This is a genomic window from Streptomyces sp. HUAS TT7 (assembly GCF_051550175.1).
Taxonomy (GTDB): Bacteria; Actinomycetota; Actinomycetes; order Streptomycetales; family Streptomycetaceae; genus Streptomyces.
Map to the genome: position 1 here is coordinate 3,363,393 of NZ_CP196175.1, position 20,287 is coordinate 3,383,679.

18 protein-coding genes are annotated in these 20,287 nt (G+C 70.7%); 3 read left to right on the forward strand and 15 right to left on the reverse strand.

The features are described from left to right. Window positions 1-34: 34 nt before the first annotated feature. Complete coding sequence (locus tag ACSHXC_RS14965) at window positions 35-1,189, reverse strand: adenosine deaminase (protein WP_438292077.1); 1,155 nt, start codon at window positions 1,187-1,189, stop codon at window positions 35-37. 114 nt (window positions 1,190-1,303) lie between these two features. Between ACSHXC_RS14965 and ACSHXC_RS14970 the strand changes: the two genes are divergently transcribed. Next, window positions 1,304-2,080, forward strand: a complete 777-nt coding sequence (locus ACSHXC_RS14970) for an alpha/beta hydrolase (RefSeq protein ID WP_438292078.1) — start codon at window positions 1,304-1,306, stop codon at window positions 2,078-2,080. Window positions 2,081-2,110: 30 nt separating this feature from the next. On the opposite strand, the gene ACSHXC_RS14975 is transcribed toward ACSHXC_RS14970, so the two are convergent. Then, window positions 2,111-3,007, reverse strand: a complete 897-nt coding sequence (locus ACSHXC_RS14975) for a LysR family transcriptional regulator (protein ID WP_438292079.1) — start codon at window positions 3,005-3,007, stop codon at window positions 2,111-2,113. Between the two features lie 120 nt (window positions 3,008-3,127). Between ACSHXC_RS14975 and ACSHXC_RS14980 the strand changes: the two genes are divergently transcribed. Beyond that, window positions 3,128-4,411 (forward strand): MFS transporter, encoded by a 1,284-nt coding sequence (locus ACSHXC_RS14980; RefSeq protein WP_438292080.1) that lies wholly within the window; start codon window positions 3,128-3,130, stop codon window positions 4,409-4,411. 92 nt (window positions 4,412-4,503) lie between these two features. Next, complete coding sequence (locus tag ACSHXC_RS14985; protein ID WP_438292081.1) at window positions 4,504-5,505, forward strand: sigma-70 family RNA polymerase sigma factor; 1,002 nt, start codon at window positions 4,504-4,506, stop codon at window positions 5,503-5,505. Between the two features lie 279 nt (window positions 5,506-5,784). Here ACSHXC_RS14985 and ACSHXC_RS14990 read toward each other — a convergent pair whose 3' ends face one another. From ACSHXC_RS14990 to ACSHXC_RS15050, 13 genes are all read right to left on the reverse strand, one after another. Then, a complete protein-coding gene (locus ACSHXC_RS14990) occupies window positions 5,785-6,093 on the reverse strand; it encodes an STAS domain-containing protein (protein ID WP_438292083.1) in 309 nt (102 codons plus the stop codon). A gap of 32 nt (window positions 6,094-6,125) precedes the next feature. Next, entirely contained in the window at window positions 6,126-6,716 is a 591-nt protein-coding gene (locus ACSHXC_RS14995) for a Uma2 family endonuclease (RefSeq protein WP_438292084.1), read from the reverse strand. Between the two features lie 97 nt (window positions 6,717-6,813). Continuing rightward, entirely contained in the window at window positions 6,814-8,091 is a 1,278-nt protein-coding gene (locus ACSHXC_RS15000) for a thymidine phosphorylase (RefSeq protein ID WP_438292085.1), read from the reverse strand. A 101-nt stretch (window positions 8,092-8,192) separates the two neighbouring features. Further along, window positions 8,193-8,585, reverse strand: coding sequence for a cytidine deaminase (locus ACSHXC_RS15005; protein WP_438292086.1), 393 nt, complete (start codon window positions 8,583-8,585; stop codon window positions 8,193-8,195). Beyond that, complete coding sequence (locus ACSHXC_RS15010) at window positions 8,582-9,871, reverse strand: ABC transporter permease (protein ID WP_438292088.1); 1,290 nt, start codon at window positions 9,869-9,871, stop codon at window positions 8,582-8,584. The genes ACSHXC_RS15005 and ACSHXC_RS15010 overlap by 4 nt, the downstream gene beginning before the upstream one ends. Next, entirely contained in the window at window positions 9,868-10,992 is a 1,125-nt protein-coding gene (locus tag ACSHXC_RS15015; RefSeq protein WP_438292089.1) for an ABC transporter permease, read from the reverse strand. The genes ACSHXC_RS15010 and ACSHXC_RS15015 overlap by 4 nt, the downstream gene beginning before the upstream one ends. Continuing rightward, the gene (locus ACSHXC_RS15020) at window positions 10,989-12,524 is read right to left on the reverse strand and encodes an ABC transporter ATP-binding protein (protein ID WP_438296593.1); all 1,536 of its coding nucleotides are present in this window, start codon (window positions 12,522-12,524) and stop codon (window positions 10,989-10,991) included. The genes ACSHXC_RS15015 and ACSHXC_RS15020 overlap by 4 nt, the downstream gene beginning before the upstream one ends. Before the next feature lie 255 nt (window positions 12,525-12,779). After that, window positions 12,780-13,841, reverse strand: a complete 1,062-nt coding sequence (locus ACSHXC_RS15025; RefSeq protein ID WP_438292090.1) for a BMP family lipoprotein — start codon at window positions 13,839-13,841, stop codon at window positions 12,780-12,782. 140 nt (window positions 13,842-13,981) lie between these two features. Further along, window positions 13,982-15,253 (reverse strand): amidohydrolase, encoded by a 1,272-nt coding sequence (locus tag ACSHXC_RS15030; RefSeq protein WP_438296595.1) that lies wholly within the window; start codon window positions 15,251-15,253, stop codon window positions 13,982-13,984. A gap of 254 nt (window positions 15,254-15,507) precedes the next feature. After that, the gene (locus tag ACSHXC_RS15035) at window positions 15,508-16,599 is read right to left on the reverse strand and encodes a hypothetical protein (protein ID WP_438292091.1); all 1,092 of its coding nucleotides are present in this window, start codon (window positions 16,597-16,599) and stop codon (window positions 15,508-15,510) included. Window positions 16,600-16,614: 15 nt separating this feature from the next. Next, window positions 16,615-17,562 carry an N-acetylneuraminate synthase family protein gene (locus tag ACSHXC_RS15040; protein ID WP_438292092.1) on the reverse strand — a complete coding sequence of 316 codons (948 nt, stop codon included), beginning with the start codon at window positions 17,560-17,562 and terminating at the stop codon, window positions 16,615-16,617. Between the two features lie 16 nt (window positions 17,563-17,578). Further along, on the reverse strand, window positions 17,579-18,811 hold the full coding sequence (locus tag ACSHXC_RS15045; protein ID WP_438292093.1) for a cytidylyltransferase domain-containing protein: 1,233 nt from the start codon (window positions 18,809-18,811) through the stop codon (window positions 17,579-17,581). Continuing rightward, window positions 18,811-20,184 carry a DUF6716 putative glycosyltransferase gene (locus tag ACSHXC_RS15050; protein ID WP_438292094.1) on the reverse strand — a complete coding sequence of 458 codons (1,374 nt, stop codon included), beginning with the start codon at window positions 20,182-20,184 and terminating at the stop codon, window positions 18,811-18,813. The genes ACSHXC_RS15045 and ACSHXC_RS15050 overlap by 1 nt, the downstream gene beginning before the upstream one ends. Between the last annotated feature and the right edge of the window lie 103 nt (window positions 20,185-20,287).

Genomic DNA, 20,287 nt, shown 5'->3' on the forward strand with positions numbered 1-20,287 from the left:
GTTCACACTCACGGCCGTTTTCCTATACCTAAGATCAGCCGCCCGCGACCGCAGAACCACTGGTCGTAGCGGTCTGCTGGAACAGCCATTCGGACTTCAGCTCGGCGTATCCAGGCTTGATCACGTCATTGATCATGGCCAGTCGTTCATCGAAAGGAATGAATGCTGATTTCATCGCATTGACCGTGAACCACTGCATGTCATCCAGCGTGTAGCCGAAGGAATTCGTCAGGTGCTCGAATTCCTGGCTCATGCTGGTGCCCGACATCAGCCGGTTGTCCGTGTTTACGGTGGCCCGGAAGTGCAGCTTGCGCAGCAGCCCGATGGGGTGGTCGGCGTAGGAGGTCGCGGCGCCGGTCTGGAGGTTCGAGGTCGGGCACATCTCCAGCGGGATCCGCTTGTCTCGCACGTACGAGGCGAGGCGGCCCAGCTTCACGCTGCCGTCCTCGGCGACCTCGATGTCGTCGATGATGCGCACCCCGTGGCCGAGCCGGTCGGCGCCGCACCACTGGAGCGCCTGCCAGATCGACGGCAGGCCGAAGGCCTCGCCCGCGTGGATGGTGAAGTGGTTGTTCTCGCGCTTGAGGTACTCGAAGGCGTCGAGGTGGCGGGTGGGCGGGAAGCCGGCCTCGGCGCCCGCGATGTCGAAGCCGACGACGCCCGAGTCCCGGTAGGAGTTGGCGAGTTCGGCGATCTCCAGGGCGCGGGCCGCGTGCCGCATCGCGGTGAGCAGCGCGCCCACCCGGATGCGGTGGCCGTTCGCGCGGGCCCGCCGCTCGCCCTCGCGGAAGCCCGCATTGACGGCCTCGACGACCTCTTCGAGGGTGAGGCCCTGCTCCAGGTGCTGCTCGGGCGCGTAGCGCACCTCGGCGTAGACGACACCGTCCTCGGCGAGGTCCTCGGCGCATTCGGCGGCGACGCGGAACAGCGCGTCGCGGGTCTGCATGACGGCGCAGGTGTGCGCGAAGGTCTCCAAGTACCGTTCCAGGGAGCCCGAGTCGGCGGCCTCGCGGAACCAGATGCCGAGCTTGTCGGCCTCGGTCTCGGGCAGTCCCGTATATCCGGTCGCTTCGGCGATGTCGATGATTGTCCCGGGTCGAAGACCCCCGTCGAGGTGGTCGTGGAGCAGCACCTTCGGGGCACGGCTGATCTGATCCGGGGTGGGTACGGATGCGGTCTGGCTCGTCATTTGCGCACTCTAGCCCCTACGCGCGTAGATCACCGGGCGTCCGAACACCGTCGATACGTAACAGTGACCGTGCAGACGGGTGGAGTACACCGCGGCTTCTGAGACTGTTCTGCCATGGCACAGCAAGCGATTCCCCTGCCTGCTGCCCGGCTGGGACGGGCCGTCGGTGCGACCGGCCCCGGCGCGACGGTCAGCGGTGTGGTTCTCGTGCTCCCGGACGGCGACCCCGTCTCGGCACGCCGCCCCTCCCCCTTCGCGTACGCGGCAGCCCTGCCGCTGGCCCGCAGGCTGGCCCGGGACGGGCGCGAGGAGGGCCTGGTGGCGCACGCCGTGCACTACCGCGGCCAGGGCTGGAACGGCGGCGACGCCCGGCTCGCCACGGACGCCGACTGGGCCGCGGACGAGGTCGTACGGCGCTACGGAGACGTGCCGGTGTGCCTGGCCGGGCACGGCATGGGCGGCCGGGCCGCACTGCGGGCGGCGGGCCATCCGGCGGTCAACTCGGTTCTGGCGCTGGCCCCTTGGATCCCCGAGGACGATGTGGCGGCCGAGCTGGAGCCGGTGAAGCAGCTGGTGGGCCGGCGCGTGATGATCGTGCACGGCACGAATGACGCGCGCAGCGACCCGGAGCTGTCCTACCGGCTGGCCGAGCGCATCAAGAAGGCCAACCGCGACACCTGCCGCTTCGAGGTCCACTCCGACGGCCACGCGCTGCGCCAGCACCGCCCCGAAGTCCACGCGCTGGCCGTCGACTTCGCCTTCGGCGCCCTGTTCTCGCGCCCGTACGCCCGCCCGGTCACGGACGCGTTCGCCGCGCCGCCGCCGCTGGGCCTGCGCATGCCGCTGGCCGCCGGGTTCGGCAAGTCGCTCAACAAGTCCCGCAATAAATAAGGGAGTTGCGCGAATCGACGCACATACGGGCTAGTCGGGGATGAGCTTTCCCCGGCGGGACAGCAGGAAGGACTTGAAGGCGGCCACCGGCGGGGTGTCCGGGTGGCCGTCCAGCCAGGCGACCCCGATCTCGCGCACCGCGCGCGGGGCGGTGACGGTCAGCTCGACTACGCCCGGCCGGGCGACCGCGGGCGGCGGGAGCAGCGCCACACCGAGCCCGGCCGCGACCAGGCCGCGCAGCGTCTCGGCCTCCTCGCCCTCGAAGGCGATGCGCGGCGCGAACCCCGCCTCCGCGCACAGGTTGTCGGTGATGCGGCGCAGGCCGTAGCCCGGTTCCAGGGTCACGAAGGTCTCGTCGGCGGCCTCCGCGAGCCGCACCCGTTTGCGCCCCGCGAGCCGGTGGTCGTCCGGCACCACCAGACGCAGCCTCTGTTCGTCCAGGCGCCGGGCCGCGAGGTCCGGCGCGTCCGGCACCGGCGAGGTCAGACACAGGTCGAGCTCTCCCGCCCGCAGCCGCTCGATCATCGCCTCGCCGTAGTTCTGTACGAGGGTGAAGCGGATGCGGGGGTGGTCGACCCGGAAGGCGCGGATGAGGCCCGGCACGGTTTCGGAGCCCATGGTGTGCAGGAAGCCGAAGGCGACCTTGCCGGCCGCCGGGTCGGCGTCGGCGCGCACCGACTCGGCGGCCCGGCCGACCTCGGCGAGGGCCCGCTCGGCGGAGCCGAGGAAGGTGCGGCCCGCGGCGGTCAGCGAGACGGTGCGACCCTTGCGCGCGAACAGGGCGACGCCCAGGTCCTCTTCGAGCCGGACCATGGCGCGCGAGAGGGTCGACTGGGGCACGCCGAGTTCGTGCGCGGCGCGCGTGACGTGCTCGTGCCGGGCCACCCCGGCGAAGTAGGCGAGCCGCGGCGCAAGTGCCATCGCCATGTCTTCTTCGTAACTGTTCAATGACACGCGCGCCCCTGACCTCATCTAATGCATACGTGGATCGATTGTCGCCCATCTGTGCATTGGACGCATAAATGCAGGCAGGCCTACGGTCTCCGTATGCCTCCTGCCAGTACCGGGGCGTCCACCACCGTGGGCGCCTCCACCTCGCCGTCCCCGCTCCAGCTCACCCCGGGCGCCGCCGGTTACCGCCGGATGAGCTTCGCGCTCTTCGCCGCCGGTGTCGCCACCTTCGCCCTCCTCTACTCCACCCAGGCCCTGCTGCCGCTGATCTCCGCGGACCTCGGGGCCACGGCGAGCGCGGCCAGCTGGACGGTGTCGGCGGCGACCGGCGCGCTCGCCCTGTTCGTGCTGCCGCTGAGCGCGCTGTCCGAGCGGTTCGGGCGGACCCGGATGATGACGGTGTCCCTGGCGGTCGCGGTCGCGGTGGGCCTGCTCGTTCCGTTCGCGCCGAACGTGGGCTGGCTGGTGGCGCTGCGCGCGGTGCAGGGCGCGGCGATCGCGGGGCTTCCCGCCTCGGCGATGGCGTACCTGGCGGAGGAAGTGAAGCCGAAGGCGCTGGTCGCGGCGATCGGCCTGTTCGTCGCGGGCAACTCGATCGGCGGCATGAGCGGGCGCATCCTGACCGGCTGGGTGGCGCAGGCCTGGGGCTGGCGTGCGGCGCTGTTCTCGGTGGGCGCGCTGGCCGCGGTGTGCGCGGTGGTGTTCCGCCTGCTCCTCCCCAAGGCCCGTAATTTCACGCCGGGTTCGCTGAACCCGCGAGCCCTCGCCCGCACGGTGCGCGGCCACCTCGCCGACCCGCTCCTGGTCCGTCTGTACGCGATCGGCGCGCTGTTCATGACGGTGTTCGGCGCGGTCTACACGGTGATCGGCTACCGCCTCACCGCGGCGCCCTTCCACCTGCCGCAGGGCCTGATCGGCTCGATCTTCCTGGTCTACCTGGTCGGTACGGTCTCCTCGGCCGCGGCCGGCAAGCTGGTGGCCCGGGTGGGCCGCCGGGGCGCCCTGTACCTGGCGGTCTCCACGACGGCGGCGGGCCTGCTGCTCTCGCTCGCCTCGTCGCTGCCCGCAATCCTGGCGGGCCTGGTCCTGATCACGGCGGGCTTCTTCGCGGGCCACGCGGTCGCCTCGTCCTCGGTGAGCCACACCGCCAAGCGGGGCCGCGCCCAGGCGTCCGCGCTCTACCAGTCCGCCTACTACCTGGGCTCCAGCGCGGGCGGCACGCTCGGCGCGGTCGCCTTCCACGCGGCGGGCTGGCCGGCCACGGTGCTGCTCGGCATCCTGGCGGTCCTCGGCGTCGTCTCGGTCACCCTGTACGGCTCGCACGCGGCCCGCGCCGAGCGCCGCAGCCACCGTCTGCACCTGGTCCACGCACGTCACTGACCTGTGGCTTCGTCGGTTCACGCGCGATTGTCAGTGGGGTCGGGTAGCTTCCGAAGTGCTGGCATTTACACGGCACGACACGGGGTGGACCGATGAGTGATCTGGCAGCGGCGGCGGACCTGGACGTACGCCTCGAAGGACACCGCAGGGAGCTGACGGGGTACTGCTACCGGATGCTCGGCTCGGCCTTCGAGGCGGAGGACGCGGTGCAGGACACGCTGGTGCGGGCGTGGCGCAGCATCGACAAGTTCGAGGGCCGCTCCTCGCTGCGCTCGTGGCTGTACCGCATCGCGACGAACGTGTGCCTGGACATGCTGACCGCGGGCAGCAAACGGGCCCGCCCCATGGACCTGACGGCGGCGACGCCGGTCGCCAACGCCCAGCTCAACTCCCGCCCGGAAGTGACCTGGTTGGAGCCGGTGCCGGACGGGCGGGTGCTGCCGACGACCGAGGACCCGGCGGAGGCGGCGCTGGCCCGCGAGTCGGTGCGGCTCGCGTTCGTCGCCGCGCTCCAGCATCTGCCGCCCAAGCAGCGGGCGGTGCTGATCCTGCGCGAGGTGCTGGCGTGGAAGGCGAGCGAGGTCGCCGAGCTGCTCGACACGAGCGTGGCCTCGGTCAACTCGGCTTTGCAGAGGGCCCGTTCGACTCTCGCGGAGTCGGAGCCGAGCCAGTCGGACCCGGCCGACCCCCTGGACGAGGAACAGCAAAAGCTCCTGGACCGGTACGTGGCGGCCTTCGAGGGCTACGACATGACGGCCCTGACCGCCCTGCTCCACGAGGACGCCACGCTGTCCATGCCGCCGTACGACCTGTGGCTGCGCGGCCACGACGACATCGTGGGCTGGATGCTGGGCGTCGGCGAGGTCTGCCGGGGCTCCCGCCTCCTCCCGACGGTGGCCAACGGGACGCCCGCCTTCGCCCACTACCACCCTGACCCCGAGGGCGGGTTCACTCCCTGGGCGCTGATGGTGATCGAAACGAGCGGGGGCAAGGTCTCGGGCATCTGCTCATTCCTGGACACGGAACGCTGGTTCCCGCTGTTCGCCCTGCCGGCCCGCCTGGACGAGGAGGGCCACCCGGTCGCGGCACCGTGAGCACCCTGGGGCTGCGCCCCAGACCCCGGGAGGCCCCACCCCGCCCCTTCCCGAGACCCGCCGGGGGAGTTCGATCGGCTGCGGCTCGTCGGCTGGTCCTGGGGCTCCGCCCCAGACCCCGTATCGCGCCTTAAGGGCGCTCGTCCTCAAACGCCGGACGGGCTGAAGATGCCGGTGCTGGCCAGGGCCGACGCCGCTAAGGGGCGCGGGGAACTGCGCGAGCAACCACTTACGGCCTGCACCCGACCGACGAGCCAGCGCACTCCCGCGCTGAGCCACTCAGTCGATCCCCAGCCCCGTCAGCTCAAGCAGAGCCACAAGCCCCGCCCCCGCATTCCGCATCAGGACGCGCCCCCCGGCCCTCCGGGCGGTGAGCCGCAGCCGGGCCACCACCTCGACCGCCACCAGATCCGCCCGGGTCAGCGCGGCGAGGTCACACACGACCTCCCGCGCCCCGCCCCCGTACAGCCCGCGCAGCCGCTCGCACAGGAGCGGCACGTCAGCAAAGGTGACAGGGTCGGGGACGACGAGGACAGGGTGCTGCTCCGCGGGACCGGTGGCTTCCACACCGATGAGACCGCGAGGCACCCCGGAACTCATCGGTGCGGACGCGGACCGGGCTAGCGAACCGGGAAGTTTCCGGTGTCGATCTCCAGGTCGAAGGGGGCGGGCAGCGTCAGCTTCCCGCCGTATTCGACCATGTCGAGGACTCGGTAGGTGCCGTGCTCGGGTTCTCCGTAGAGCGTCGCGGTCGGTCGGCCCGAGTGCCAGGGGTCGAGGAGCAAGTACAGCGGCACGCCTGACTTGGCATAGCCGTGAGCCTTGGTCACGCGATCGTGGTTGGCGTTGCTCTTGGAGGTGATCTCCACTACGAGCTCGGCGTCTTCCGCGGCCGTACGGCCGTCCGGACCCTGACTCAGCCGTGATCGTGGCATCACCACGAGGTCCGGCATATAGAGCCCTGCGCTCTGCTGAAGGACGACACCGAGTGTCTGGTAAATGGCCCAATCCTCTGGAATCACGCTATAGAGGCGGCGCTGCAGCAGCTCAGCGGTGTCGTTGTGTGCGTCGGACGGCGGTGGTGACACGGTGACGATCCCCTCGATGATCTCCACCTTGCAGCCCTCGGGTGCGTCCGTCTCCTCCCAGATCCGGACGACGTCGTCCCACTCGTGGCCGGTGCCTGAGCGGTCGACGGTGAGTGCGCTCATGGCGGTCTCCCTACGTCGGTGCGTCACAAGCCCAGCATGCCGAACGGGACCGGCGGAGGTCCACCGGTCCCATTCACCCATATGAGGAAGTAGCAGGTCAGGCGATACGTTCCCGCACGATCGGGGTCGCCGTGAACGCCGTACCGGCGGGCGCCACGTCGTACGAGCCCGCCACCGATTCCAGCGCGTACTCGAACTTCTCCGGCGTGTCCGTGTGCAGGGTCAGCAGGGGCTGGCCCGCGGTCACCGTGTCGCCGGGCTTCGCGTGGAGCTCCACTCCCGCGCCCGCCTGGACCGGGTCCTCCTTGCGGGCACGGCCCGCGCCCAGGCGCCAGGCGGCGACGCCGATGTCGTACGCGTCGAGGCGGGTCAGGACGCCCGAGGACGGGGCGGTGATCACGTGCTGCTCGCGGGCGACCGGCAGAGCCGCGTCCGGGTCGCCGCCCTGGGCCGCGATCATCCGGCGCCACACGTCCATCGCGGAGCCGTCCGCGAGGGCCTTCGCCGGGTCGGCGTCCTTGATGCCCGCCGCGTCCAGCATTTCGCGCGCAAGCGCGATGGTGAGCTCGACGACGTCGGCGGGGCCGCCGCCCGCCAGCACCTCGACGGATTCCCGGACTTCGAGGGCGTTGCCCGCGGTCAGGCCGAGCGGGGTGGACATGTCGGTGAGGAGCGCGACCGTCTTCACGCCGCTGTCGGTGCCCAACGCGACCATCGTGGAAGCCAGTTCACGGGCGTCCTCGATGTTCTTCATGAACGCGCCGGTGCCGACCTTCACGTCCAGGACCAGCGAGCCGGTGCCTTCCGCGATCTTCTTCGACATGATGGACGAAGCGATCAGGGGGATCGCTTCCACCGTGCCGGTCACGTCGCGCAGCGCGTACAGCTTCTTGTCCGCGGGGGCCAGGCCGTCGCCCGCCGCGCAGATGACCGCGCCCGTGGTGTCCAGGACGTTCAGCATCTCCTCGTTGGAGAGCAGCGCGCGCCAGCCGGGGATCGACTCCAGCTTGTCCAGGGTGCCGCCGGTGTGGCCGAGGCCCCGGCCCGAAAGCTGCGGCACGGCCGCGCCGCACGCGGCGACCAGCGGGGCGAGCGGCAGGGTGATCTTGTCACCGACGCCGCCGGTGGAGTGCTTGTCGGCGGTGGGGCGCGAGAGCGAGTCGAAGTTCATGCGCTCGCCGGAGGCGATCATGGCCGCGGTCCAGCGGGCGATCTCGGTGCGGTTCATGCCGTTGAGGAGGATCGCCATGGCAAGGGCGGACATCTGCTCGTCGGCGACCACGCCGCGCGTGTACGCGTCGATGACCCAGTCGATCTGCTCGGGAGACAGCTCGCCCCGGTCTCGCTTGGTGCGGATGACGGAGATGACGTCCATGTCTTTCCTTCCGGCTTGGTGCACGTTGGTACCTACGCGACTCTACGCGCATAGAGGGGAGTTGAAAGTGCGGCCCCGCACCAGGGTGCGGGGCCGCGGGGTTACTTCAGATGGTCCGGGCCGAAGGCCTGGGGCAGCATGTCCGCCATGGTGAGGACCCCCTGCGGGGTCTCCAACAGGAGCTCCGGGCCGCCGAATTCGAAGAGCAGCTGGCGGCACCGGCCGCACGGCACCAGCACGTCGCCGTGGCCGTCGACGCAGGTGAAGTGCGTCAGGCGGCCGCCGCCGGACAGCTGGAGCGCCGAGACGAGCCCGCACTCGGCGCACAGGCCGATGCCGTACGAGGCGTTCTCGACGTTGCAGCCGGTCACGGTGCGCCCGTCGTCGACCAGCGCCGCCGCGCCGACCGGGTAGCCCGAGTACGGCGCGTACGCGCGGGACATGGCCTCGCGCGCGGCCGTGCGCAGCGCCTCCCAGTCGGCCGTCGGCGTCACTTGCCCTGGCCCTTCCGGTAGCGCATGCCGTCCGCCTTGGGCATCCGCAGACGCTGGGCGGAGAGCGACAGGACGAGCAGTGTCACGACGTACGGGGTCGCGCCGACGAAGTCGCCGGGCACGTCGTCGGTCAGCAGGTACCAGACCAGGATGGCCACGGCCACCACCGCGCTGACCGCGGCCTGGAGCAGCGCCTTCTTGTACGCCTTCCAGCCGGCCAGCACCGCGAGGAGCACCACGAGCAGGAGCAGCAGGGCGTGCACGGTGGTGCCGCCGTTGCGCAGCTGGAGCGCGTCGGAGAAGCCGAACAGGCCCGCTCCCATGGCGAGTCCGCCCGGACGCCAGTTGCCGAAGATCATCGCGGCGAGACCGATGTAGCCGCGCCCGCCGGTCTGGCCCTCCAGGTAGATGTGCGAGGTGACCAGGGCGAGGAACGCGCCGCCGAGACCGGCGAGGCCGCCGGAGACGGCGACCGCCGCGTACTTGTAGGAGTACACGTTCACGCCGAGCGACTCGGCCGCGATCGGGTTCTCTCCGCAGGAGCGCAGGCGCAGGCCGAAGGCCGTCTTCCACAGCAGCCACCAGGTGCCGACGAACAGCGCCACGGCGATCACGGTGACCCAGGAGACCTCGGTGACCAGGCCGCCGAGGATGCCGGCGACGTCGGAGATGAGGAACCAGTGGTGGTTCTGGATCGACTCCAGGCCCGACGAGAGGCTCGGGACGGTGAAGCTGGGCAGCGCGTCGGCGGGCGGCGACTGCTTGGGGTTGCCGCCCTTGACCTGGGCCTCGCCGTTGTTGAAGAACAGCTTGGCCAGGTACTGCGTCACGCCGAGGGCGAGCAGGTTGATGGCGACACCGGAGACGATGTGGTCGACGCCGAAGGTGATGGTGGCGATCGCGTGGAGGAGGCCGCCGAGGACGCCGAAGCCGACGCCCGCGATCAGTCCGAGCCAGGGGCTGGACTGCCAGCCGACCCAGCCGGCCCCGAAGGTGCCGAGGATCATCATGCCTTCGAGGCCGATGTTGACCACGCCGGCCCGCTCGGACCACAGACCGGCCAGGCCCGCGAGCCCGATCGGCACGGCGAGGCCGAGCGCGGCGCTGATCTGGCCCTCGCTGGTGAGCTGGTCGGCGCCGGTGATGATGCGTACGGCGGAGACGAGGATCAGCGCACCCGCGATGATCATCAGGACCTGCGCGAGGGAGAACTTGCGCTTGGCGTTGCCCCGCTTGACCCCGGCCGGAGGCGGTGGGGTGGTGGTCGTGTCGGTCGTGACGCTCATGCCGTCACCTCCGTCTCGGTCTTGGCGGCCTGGGCCGCGAGCTCGGCGCCGACGCGCTGCTGCTGGCGCTTGAGGCCGTAACGGCGGACGAGTTCGTAGGCGATCACGACGCACAGGACGATGACGCCCTGGATGACGCCGAGGATCTCCTTGTCGTAACCGATGAATTCCAGATGGTTGGTGGTGCGCTCCAGGAAGCCCCACAGCAGGGCGGCGAGGCCGATGCCGATCGGGTTGTTGCGGCCGAGGAGCGCGATCGCGATGCCCGTGAAGCCGAGCCCGGTCGGGAAGCTGTTGTCGAACTGGTGGGTGTCGTTGAGCAGGGTGGGCATGCCCACCAGACCGGCCACCAGACCGGAGATGATCATGCTGGTAATGATCATCTTCTTGACGTTGGCGCCGCTCGCGGCGGCGGCCGACTCGGACTGGCCGACGGCGCGCAGGTCGAAGCCGAAGCGGGTGCGGCCGAGCGTGAACCAGTACGCGATGCCGGCGAGCACGGCGACGACGATGAAGCCCCACAGCTGTCCGGCCGGGCCCATGTCGATGGTGAAGAACCACGCGGAGTCGGGCAGCGGCTTGGTCGAGACGAGGGTGCCCGCCGAGTCGAGCTGGCCGAGCCGGCCGGGCTGGATGAGGTAGGCGATGATCGCGGTCGCGATGGCGTTCAGCATGATGGTCGAGATGACCTCGCTGACACCCCGGGTGACCTTCAGGATGCCCGCGACCGCCGACCACATCGCGCCGACGAGCATGGCGACGACGATGATGACCGGGATCTGCACGATGCCCGGCAGGCTCATCGCGCCGCCGACCACCGCGGCGAGGAAGGCCGCCAGGCGGTACTGGCCGTCGACACCGATGTTGAACAGGTTCATCCGGAAGCCGACGGCCACGGCGATGCCCGCCAGGTAGTACGTCGTCGCCTTGTTGAGGATGTAGACCTGGCTGTCGCTCGCCGAGCCGTACGACAGCATGTCGTTGAAGGCCGGGAACGGGTTCTTGCCGGTGGCGACGATGACCAGGGCAGTGACGACAAGGGCCGCGACGAGCGCGAGCACGGGGGCCGCGGCCGCGAGGAGCAGCTTCTCCTTGTCGATGCGGGAGGTGAGCTTCTTCATCGGTCCTCTCCCCCAGTGTTCTCGTGGTGCTCCAGGTGGCCGGTGGCGGCACCGGTCATGGCGGAACCCAGTTCTTCGGGGGTGATCGTGGCGGGGTCGGCGTCGGCGACCAGACGGCCCCGGTACATCACCCGCAGGGTGTCGGACAGGCCGATCAGCTCGTCCAGGTCGGCGGAGATCAGGAGTACCGCGAGGCCCTCACGGCGGGCCTCCCGGATCTGGTCCCAGATCTGCGCCTGGGCGCCGACGTCCACGCCCCGGGTGGGGTGCGCGGCGATCAGCAGCTTGGGGTGGTGGCTCATCTCGCGGCCGACGATCAGCTTCTGCTGGTTCCCGCCGGACAGGGACGCCGCGGTGACCTCGATGCCGGGGGTGCGCACGTCGTACTCGCGCACGATCCGCTCGGTGTCCATGCGGGCGGCCTTGTTGTCGAGGAGCGGGCCCTTGGAGTTGGGCTTCTCGGTGACGTGGCCGAGGATGCGGTTCTCCCAGAGGGGAGCCTCCAGGAGCAGGCCGTGGCGGTGGCGGTCCTCGGGGATGTACCCGATGCCGTCCTCGCGGCGCTTGCGCGTCGGGGCCGTCGAGATGTCGGTGGTGTCGAGGGTGATGACACCGCCGTCGGGGATGCGCATGCCCATGATGGCCTCGACGAGCTCGGCCTGGCCGTTGCCCTCGACGCCCGCGATGCCGAGGACCTCGCCCTTGTGGATCGTGAAGGAGACCGAGGAGAGCACCTCGCGGACCACGCCGTCGGGGTCGGTGGCCGCCAGGCGCAGGTCGGCGACCTGGAGCATGGGGACCGTGGTGACCGTCGACTCGCGGGTCTCGGGCGAGGGCAGCTCGCTGCCCACCATCAGCTCGGCGAGCTGCTTGGTGGTGGTCGTACGGGGGTCTGCGGTGCCCACCGTGGTGCCGCGCCGGATCACCGTGATCTCGTCGGCGACCGAGAGCACCTCGCCGAGCTTGTGCGAGATGAAGATGACGGTCAGGCCCTCGGCCTTGAGCTCGCGCAGGTTGTCGAAGAGCGCCTCGACCTCCTGCGGGACCAGGACCGCGGTCGGCTCGTCGAGGATGAGGGTGCGCGCGCCGCGGTAGAGGACCTTGAGGATCTCCACGCGCTGGCGGTCGGCGACACCGAGGTCCTCGACCAGGACGTCCGGGCGGACCCCGAGGCCGTACGCGTCCGAGATCTCCTTGATCTTGTTGCGGGCCTTGGCGCCGATGCCGTACAGCTTCTCGCCGCCGAGGACGACGTTCTCCAGGACGGTCAGGTTGTCGGCCAGCATGAAGTGCTGGTGGACCATGCCGATGCCGAGCGCGATGGCGTCGGCCGGGCTGGAGAAGGAGGCCTCGGTGCCGTCGATGGTGATGGTGCCCTCGTCCGGCTTCTGCATGCCGTAGAGGATCTTCATCAGGGTCGACTTGCCGGCGCCGTTCTCACCGCACAGGGCGTGCACGGTGCCCTTGCGGACGGTGATGTCGATGTCCTTGTTGGCGACGACACCCGGGAATCGTTTGGTGATGCCGCGCAGTTCGACGGCGGGAGGGCTGGACGCGTTGATGGCGCACTCTCCTCGTGGGCAGGAGCAGGGGGGCGGGGAGCTTCCGGAGAAGCCTGGAAGCGCACTGACGTACGGCCGGGCTCCCGGCGTAGTAGTTCAGCACACTCCTGGCGCGCCAACTCCGGCCTACGCGCGTAGAGTTGACACTTCGTTACGGCCCGGTGAGCAGGGCGGTCCCTGCTCACCGGGCCGGTTGTGACGAGGGCGGCCGGAGGCCGCCGCGGGTCACGGGGTCGTCTTGACCTTGATGGAGCCGTCGACGATCTTCTTCTTGGCCGCGTCGAGCTGCGGCTGGATGTCGGTGATGAAGCCGCCGCTGGTGGCGAGCGAGACACCGTTCTTGGCCAGCGGGTAGCTGTTGGTGCCGACCAGCGGCTTGCCGTCCTTGACCGACTTGATCAGGTCGTAGACGCCGATGTCGACGTTCTTGACGACCGAGGTCAGGATCGAGTTCTTGTACTTGTCGAGCGAGGCCTGCTGGTACTGGTCGGAGTCGACACCGATCGCCCAGGCGCCCTTCTTGCCCGCGACGGCCTCGATCGCACCGGTGCCGGAGGAGCCGGCCGCGGTGTAGATCACGTCGGCGCCGTTGTCGAGCATGCCCTGCGCGGCTTCCTTGCCCTTGTCGGGGCTGGCGAAGCCGGAGGTGTCCGAGCCGTGCGACAGGTACTGGTTGTCGATCTTGACGTCCGGCTTGGTGTCCTTGACGCCCTGGTTGAAGCCCGCCTCGAACTTCTTGATCAGGGGGACGTCGACGCCGCCGATGAAGCCGACGTGGTTCGTCTTGGTCTTCAGCGCCGCGGCGACACCCGCGAGGTAGGAGCCCTGCTCCTCGGTGAAGACGATGTTGTCGACGTTCTTCGGGCCCTCGACGACGGAGTCGACGATGCCGAAGGTCGTGTTCGGGAACTTCGCCGCGACCTGCTTCATCGAGTTCGCGTACGCGAAGCCGATGCCGATCACGGGGTTGTAGCCGCCCGACGCCAGGTCGCTCAGCTTCTGGACGCGGTCGGCCTCGGTGTCGGTCGTCTTGGCGGTCAGCTCCTTGACGGAGCCGCCGAACTCGGACTTGGCCTTGTCGATGCCGCGCGCGGCGGAGTCGTTGAACGAGTGGTCACCACGGCCGCCGACGTCGTACGCGACACCGATCTTGACGCCCTTGCCGCCGGCAGACGACGAGGAGGTGCCCGAGTCCTTCTGGGAGGACGTGGAGCCACAGGCGGTGGCGGAAAGCGCGAGCGCGGCGGTGGCGATACCGGCCGCAGCGATCTTGGATACCCGGCGCAAGAGGAGGTCCCTTCAAACCTGAACCGAGGCGCCCCTACCGGCGCTGGTTTCGCGTCGGATCGTAACGCGCGTAGATGTCGCGTAAAGACCTGTTCGGAAGCCGTTATCGGATCGTCGCGAACAGGGGATGAAGTGTCCGGTTACGAGCGGTTGCCGTCCAGCAGCGCTGCGGCGGTGAAGAGTTCGACACCGACCTTGATGGCTGCTTCGTCCGCGTCGAAATCACCCCGATGGAGGTCAAGCCGGGCATTCGAGCCCGGTGTACGGACCCCGAGCCGGGCCATCGCCCCTGGTACATGCTCCAGGTACCACGAAAAGTCCTCGCCACCCAGTGACTGCTCCGTGTCCTCGATCGCATACGGTCCCCGGCGCGCCGCCATCGCGTCCCGGAGCAGCTCCGTAATGACCGGATCATTGACGACCGGGGGCACTCCGCGGACGTAATTGATCTCCGATTTGGCGCCGTGCAGGGTGGCCACTTCGTCGATCGCTGCGTGTACGAGGTCGGGCGCGTCGCGCCACGCCGCGAGGTCCAGGCAGCGCACCGTTCCGGCCAGCTCGGCCTGCATCGGGATGACGTTGCAGGCGTGGCCGGCCTCGATGCGGCCCCAGGTGAGGGCGAGACCGGCGCGGGCGTCGATGCGGCGGGCGAGCAGCGCCGGCACGTCGGCGGCGACCCGCGCGACGGCGGTCACCAGGTCGGTCGTCAGATGCGGTCGCGCGGTGTGGCCGCCCGGCCCGTTCAGGGACACCTCCAGGCGGTCGCAGGCGGAGGTGATGGCGCCGTGCCGAAGCCCGATCCGGCCGGCGTCCACGCGCGGGTCGCAGTGGACGGCGATGATGCGGCCCACGCCGTCCAGGACGCCCGCCACGATCGCGTCAGCGGCGCCGCCGGGCAGCACCTCCTCGGCGGGCTGGAAGAGCAGCCGTACGGGGGCGGGGAGGCGGCCCTGGCGGTGCAGCTCGGCGAGGACGAGGCCCGCTCCGAGGACGGTCGTGGTGTGCACGTCGTGGCCGCAGGCGTGGGCGCGGTCGGGCACGGTCGAGCGGTAGGGCACGCCCGCCTTGGCGTCGGGGATGGGCAGGGCGTCGATGTCCGCGCGGATGGCGAGCATCGGATGCACGCCGCCCACCCGTCGCCCGCCGCCACCCTTGTTCGAGCTTCGCGCCCCTACTGATGTGCCGATGTCACAGATGAGCCCGGTGCCGGACGGCAGTACGCGTGGTTCGAGGCCGGCCGCTTCGAGGCGGGCCCGGATCGCGGCGGTGGTCCGGAACTCCTGGTTGCCGAGCTCGGGGTGCATGTGCAAGTCCCGGCGGAAGGCGATGAGTTCGGCACAGAGGGCCTCGCTCAGCTCGCCGGGCAGCAGTGTTTCGCCGGGCAGATCGGCTTCGGACGACTCACGGGACATCAACTGGTTCACCCGTTGAGGGTAGGCCTCGTCAAGGGTCAACTCGGGCGCGATCAACAAAAGTTCAGCCGCATAGGGGAAAGAAAGCTGGTCACAAGGCGCATGTCGATCGTGACAACTGGGTAAAACAATTCGTCCTTCTGCCCGATGCCCTGGAACGGGCGTTCCCCTGAAGGAGGAGAGCCCCCTCTCCCCGGGTAGGAGAACCAGGGCAGGAGACGGCGAGCCCCGGCTGGACAACAGTTGGGCCCCGGCTAGGCCGCCACCGTCGCGAGACCATGGGCTTTGCGCGCCGTCCCCGTCACCCCGTCCAGGAAGCCCTGGGCGCGCGGCGAGGCGTTGTCCGTGAGCCACTTCGGGTCTATGTCGCAGACGACCACGGACACCCCCGTGCCCGCGAGCGCGAGCGGCAGGGTGTGGACGACGGTGGAGGGGAAGCTCAGGATCGTCCGGCCCACCGGCCCCCGCCGCGCTATGAGTTCGAGCGGCAGGTCGGGGCGTACGACCTCCAGGCCGGTGCGGGCGTGCAGGGTGTGCAGTTTTTCGGCGGACTCCCGGCGGTGCGCGAAATAGCGCGTCACACCATGCGTACGGGCCAGGAGACCGACCGCCGCGAGGTAGCTCTCGGGGTCGACGACACCGGTCTCCACGAGTGAAGTCCCCACCAGGTCGGCGCCCTTGGTCAGGCGCGGCGGCCCGAAGCCCGCGCGGGTCCAGCCGAAGGTGTTGGGGGTGACGGTGACGCCCTCGGGCGCCTCTATGGGCATCGCGCTGAACACCTCGACGCCGCGGCGCCGCGCGGGGGTGAGCCGGCGGCGGGCCGCCGCGGACACCGGCGCGAACAGCAGGTCGCGCGCCCCGGACCGGCTGCCCCGCCGGTGCCAGCGCACCAGCCGTTCACCGCGGGCGAGTTGGGAGACGAACTCCATGGTGGCCGTTCCGTCGTCGACGACCACCAGGTCACGCGCGCGGGCGACGGTGAGAAGGAGCTGTACGTAGCGCGAGAACGGGTCGCCCATGACGATCCGGTCGGCCCGCCGCAGCATCGGGGTGAGCCCGCCTATCGTGTGCAGCGGGGCCGTGAGCCCGCCCCGGGCCTCCTCCCAGCGCACCTGCGTCCCCGCGTCGCGGGCGAGTTCGGCCATCCGGCGCAGCTGGCCGCGCGACATGGGGTCGGTCGGCGAGAGCACCACGACGGTCAGACCCGACAGGTCCGGCGCCCCGGGACGCTGCTGCGCGGGCACGCCGTCGAGCAGCGGGCCCGGCGAATGGGCCCACTCCAGGACGTTGAGCAGCTGGACCGGGCTCTCCACGAAGGCGACGGTGGCGGAGGTGTCCCGAGGCACGGCGGGCCGGCCCCCTCAGACCGCGGCCGGAGCGCGGTCCGCAGGGGTGTTCTCGCTCTCGGCGGCCTCCGCCTGGGCGACGACACCGGCGACGCGGCGCAGCTTCTTCATGGGGGCGAGCTCGGACTCGTACACCTTCTTGACGCCGTCGCCGAGCGCGGCCTCGATGGTGCGGATGTCGCGGACCAGGCGGGTGAGGCCGCCGGGCTCGACGGAGGCGGCCTGGTCGGAGCCCCACATGGCGCGGTCGAGGGTGATGTGGCGCTCGACGAAGGCGGCGCCGAGCGCGACCGCGGCGAGCGTGGTCTGGAGGCCGGTCTCGTGGCCGCTGTAGCCGATGGGCACGTTGGGGTACTCGGCCATCAGGCTGTTGATCACGCGCAGGTTGAGCTCCTCGGCCTTGGCCGGGTAGGTCGAAGTGGCGTGGCACAGAAGGATGTTGTCGCTGCCGAGCACCTCGACCGCGTGCCGGATCTGCTTCGGCGTGGACATGCCGGTGGAGAGGATCACGGTGCGTCCGGTGGCGCGCAGGGCGCGCAGCAGCTCGTCGTCGGTGAGCGAGGCGGAAGCCACCTTGTGGGCCGGCACGTCGAACTTCTCCAGGAAGGCGACGGCCTCGGTGTCCCACGGCGAGGCGAACCAGTCGATGCCGCGCTTCTTGCAGTGCGCGTCGATGCTGCGGTACTCGTCCTCGCCGAACTCCACCCGGTGGCGGTAGTCGATGTACGTCATCCGGCCCCAGGGGGTGTCCCGCTCGATGTCCCACTGGTCGCGCGGGGTGCAGATCTCCGGGGTGCGCTTCTGGAACTTGACCGCGTCGCAGCCGGCGTCGGCGGCGGCGTCGATCAGGGCGATCGCCTTGTCCAGGTCGCCGTTGTGGTTGATGCCGATCTCGCCGGTGACGTACACGGGGTGGCCCGGACCTGCGGTGCGGCTGCCGAGGGTGCGCAGACGGTTGCTCATGAGGGTGTTTCCTTAATTATGCGGGGGTGTGGTGGGGCTGTGGGGTGTGGTTGAGCTCGGGTCCGAGGAGCCAGGCGGCGATCTCGCGGATCGCTCCTTCGCCGCCGGGGGTGCGGGTGACGGCACGCGCCGCGGCGCGCACCGAGTCGTGGGCGCTGCCGACGGCCACGGGCCAGCCGGCGAGCGCGAAGCAGGGCAGGTCGTTGACGTCGTTGCCGGCGTAGAGCACGCGGGCCGGATCGATCCCGTTCTCCTCGCACCACTGCTTGAGGGCGAGGTCCTTGCGGTCGATGCCGTGCAGCACGGGAATCTGGAGCTTGCGGGCGCGGGCGGCGACGACGGGGTTCTGCTCGGTGGACAGGACGAGCAGCTTCAGACCGGCCCGGCGCAGCGCGGCGATGCCGAGGCCGTCGCCCCGGTGGACGGCGACGAGTTCGCGGCCCTCGGAGTCGATGAGGACCTTGTCGTCGGTCTGGGTGCCGTCGAAGTCGAGGACGACCGCGTCGACGTCGTCACAGGTGGGGGTGGGCAGCCGGTCGAGGACCGGGGCGAGCGCGCGGGCCCGCTCCAGGTCGTGCGGCTCGTCGATCTCCAGGACCCGGGCCGGGTCGGTGCGCACGAGCGCGGTGCGGCCGAAGAAGCGGTGCCTGTGCGTACGGAAGCCTTCGGCGTCCATGGCGTACGCGGCGCCGGTCTCCAGGAAGTCCTGCGGGCGGTCCTGGCGGCGCGGCCGGAACGACTTGTCGTGGCCCATACCCTGGCCGCCGCCCACCTCGTCCTCGCGCCACAGGAAGCCGTGGAAGGGGGCGACGGTGACGGCGGTCTCGGCGCCGTCCTCGACGACCGCGGCGGCCACGCCCTCGACGTCCTCGCGGGTGAGGAACGGGCTGGTGCACTGCACGAGCAGCACCACGTCGGTGTCGGGGTGCGCGTCCAGGGCGTGCAGGACGGCGGCCTCGCTGGAGGCGGTGTCGCCCGAGATCCCGGCCGGGCGGACGACCACGTCGGCGCCGGCCGAGCGGGCGGCGGCCGCGATCGCCGGGTCGTCGGTGGAGACGACGACGTCGGTGACGAGGCGGGCCGAGCGGCAGGCGAGCACAGCCCGCACGACGAGCGGGACCCCGGCGACAGAGGCGAGGTTCTTGCCCGGCACGCCCTTGGAGCCGCCCCGGGCGGGGATGACGGCGAGGACCTTCGGCGGCGTACTCGCGGTCGGGGGCGTCGTCGCGAGCCCCTGTGAGGTGGGCATCAGAGTTCTCCCATCCGGCGGATCACGGGCGCGACCCGCTGTACGCCGTGGCGGTAGGCGCCGCGGGCCGCGTCGCGCACGGCGTCCCGGATCAGCCGGCGCAGGCCGGTCGGCTCGTGCGCGGGGGCCGCGCCCGGCAGCGGGGTGCCGTCGGGGGCGAGGTGGTGGCGGGCGAGGATGCCCGGGAGGTAGCCGGGCGCGGTGGCGGCGGTGTAGTACGGGGTGATCGGCGCCAAGGTGTCCTTCGCGAGCAACTCACCCATGCGCGCCCGCACTTGATCGAAGGCACGGTGGTACGCCTCGCCCGGGGCCACGCCCTGGGCGGCGAGCCAGTCGGCATCGGGCGCGGGGCGGTGTCCGGCGTCGAGCCGGTCCCAGGAGGCGAGGCAGCCGGAGCCGAGGAAGTGGTGGTTGCCGAGGGCCTCGCGTACGCCGAGGTCGGTGAGGACGGCCGTCGGGACCGAGCGGTGCAGGGCCTCCAGGGCGGCGGTCGAGGACACGGTCACCAGGAGGTCGGTGCGGTCCAGGATCTCGCCCATGTTCCCGTATGCCAGCGAGAAGTTGGGCGGCAGGTCCATGCCCTTGGCGAGCTTCTGGAAGGGGTGTTCCTCGATGTGCGTGGTGTGCTCGCCGGGCTTGGAGCGGAGCTTGAGGACGACCTCGCGCCCGGGGTGGCGCCGGGCGTGGTCGACGAGGCGGCGCAGCAGGTAGTGCCGGTCGGCGCGGCTCTCGGGGACGGAGGGCTGGGCGGCGAAGACGACCGTGTCGCGGCCGGGCTCCTCCTGGTACGCGGCGCCGCCGAGGAAGGGCAGCGCGGCCTCGGTGACGGCGGAGGCGTCGGCGCCCACGCCCTCGTACACCGCGCGGAAGCGCTCGGCGTCGTGGCGGGAGTTGGCGAGCACGACGTCCGCGCCGTGCCGCAGGAGCAGGCCGTCGGCGAGCTTCTCGTAGACGACGCCGACGTAGCCGGTGACGATCACGGGCCGCCGGGTGTGCCCGGGCCAGCAGGCGGCGAGCCCGTGCAGCGCGGCCTGGGCGGCGCCGCCGACGAGCGCGAGCACGATGACGTCGTACGCACCATCGCTGGTGCTTCCGTTCTCCAACTCACTTGCTATGTCGAAGAATTGGGCCATCGTCACTTCACGCAGGGCGTCCGGGGACACCCCCACCTCGGCGAGCTGGCGAGGGGTGGGGGTGGCGCGGCCGCGCAGCAGGAAGCCGTCGAGCTCGGGCGCGGCGGGACGGGATGCGGTGGAGTCGGCCTCGGGCACCTGTTCGGCGAGGCGGCGCGCGGTGAGCGCGCCCCATTTCCACCGGGTGTCCGAATCCGCCAGAACCGCGATCCGCAGCCTTGAATCGGTACGTGATGGCACGCCGTAGAAACTAGAAAGCCCCGCGGATTCGCGGCCCAACTCAACTGCAACAACTGGTTAACAGCGCAACTACGAAAGGAGTGCGGGACGGGTGGACGGGCCG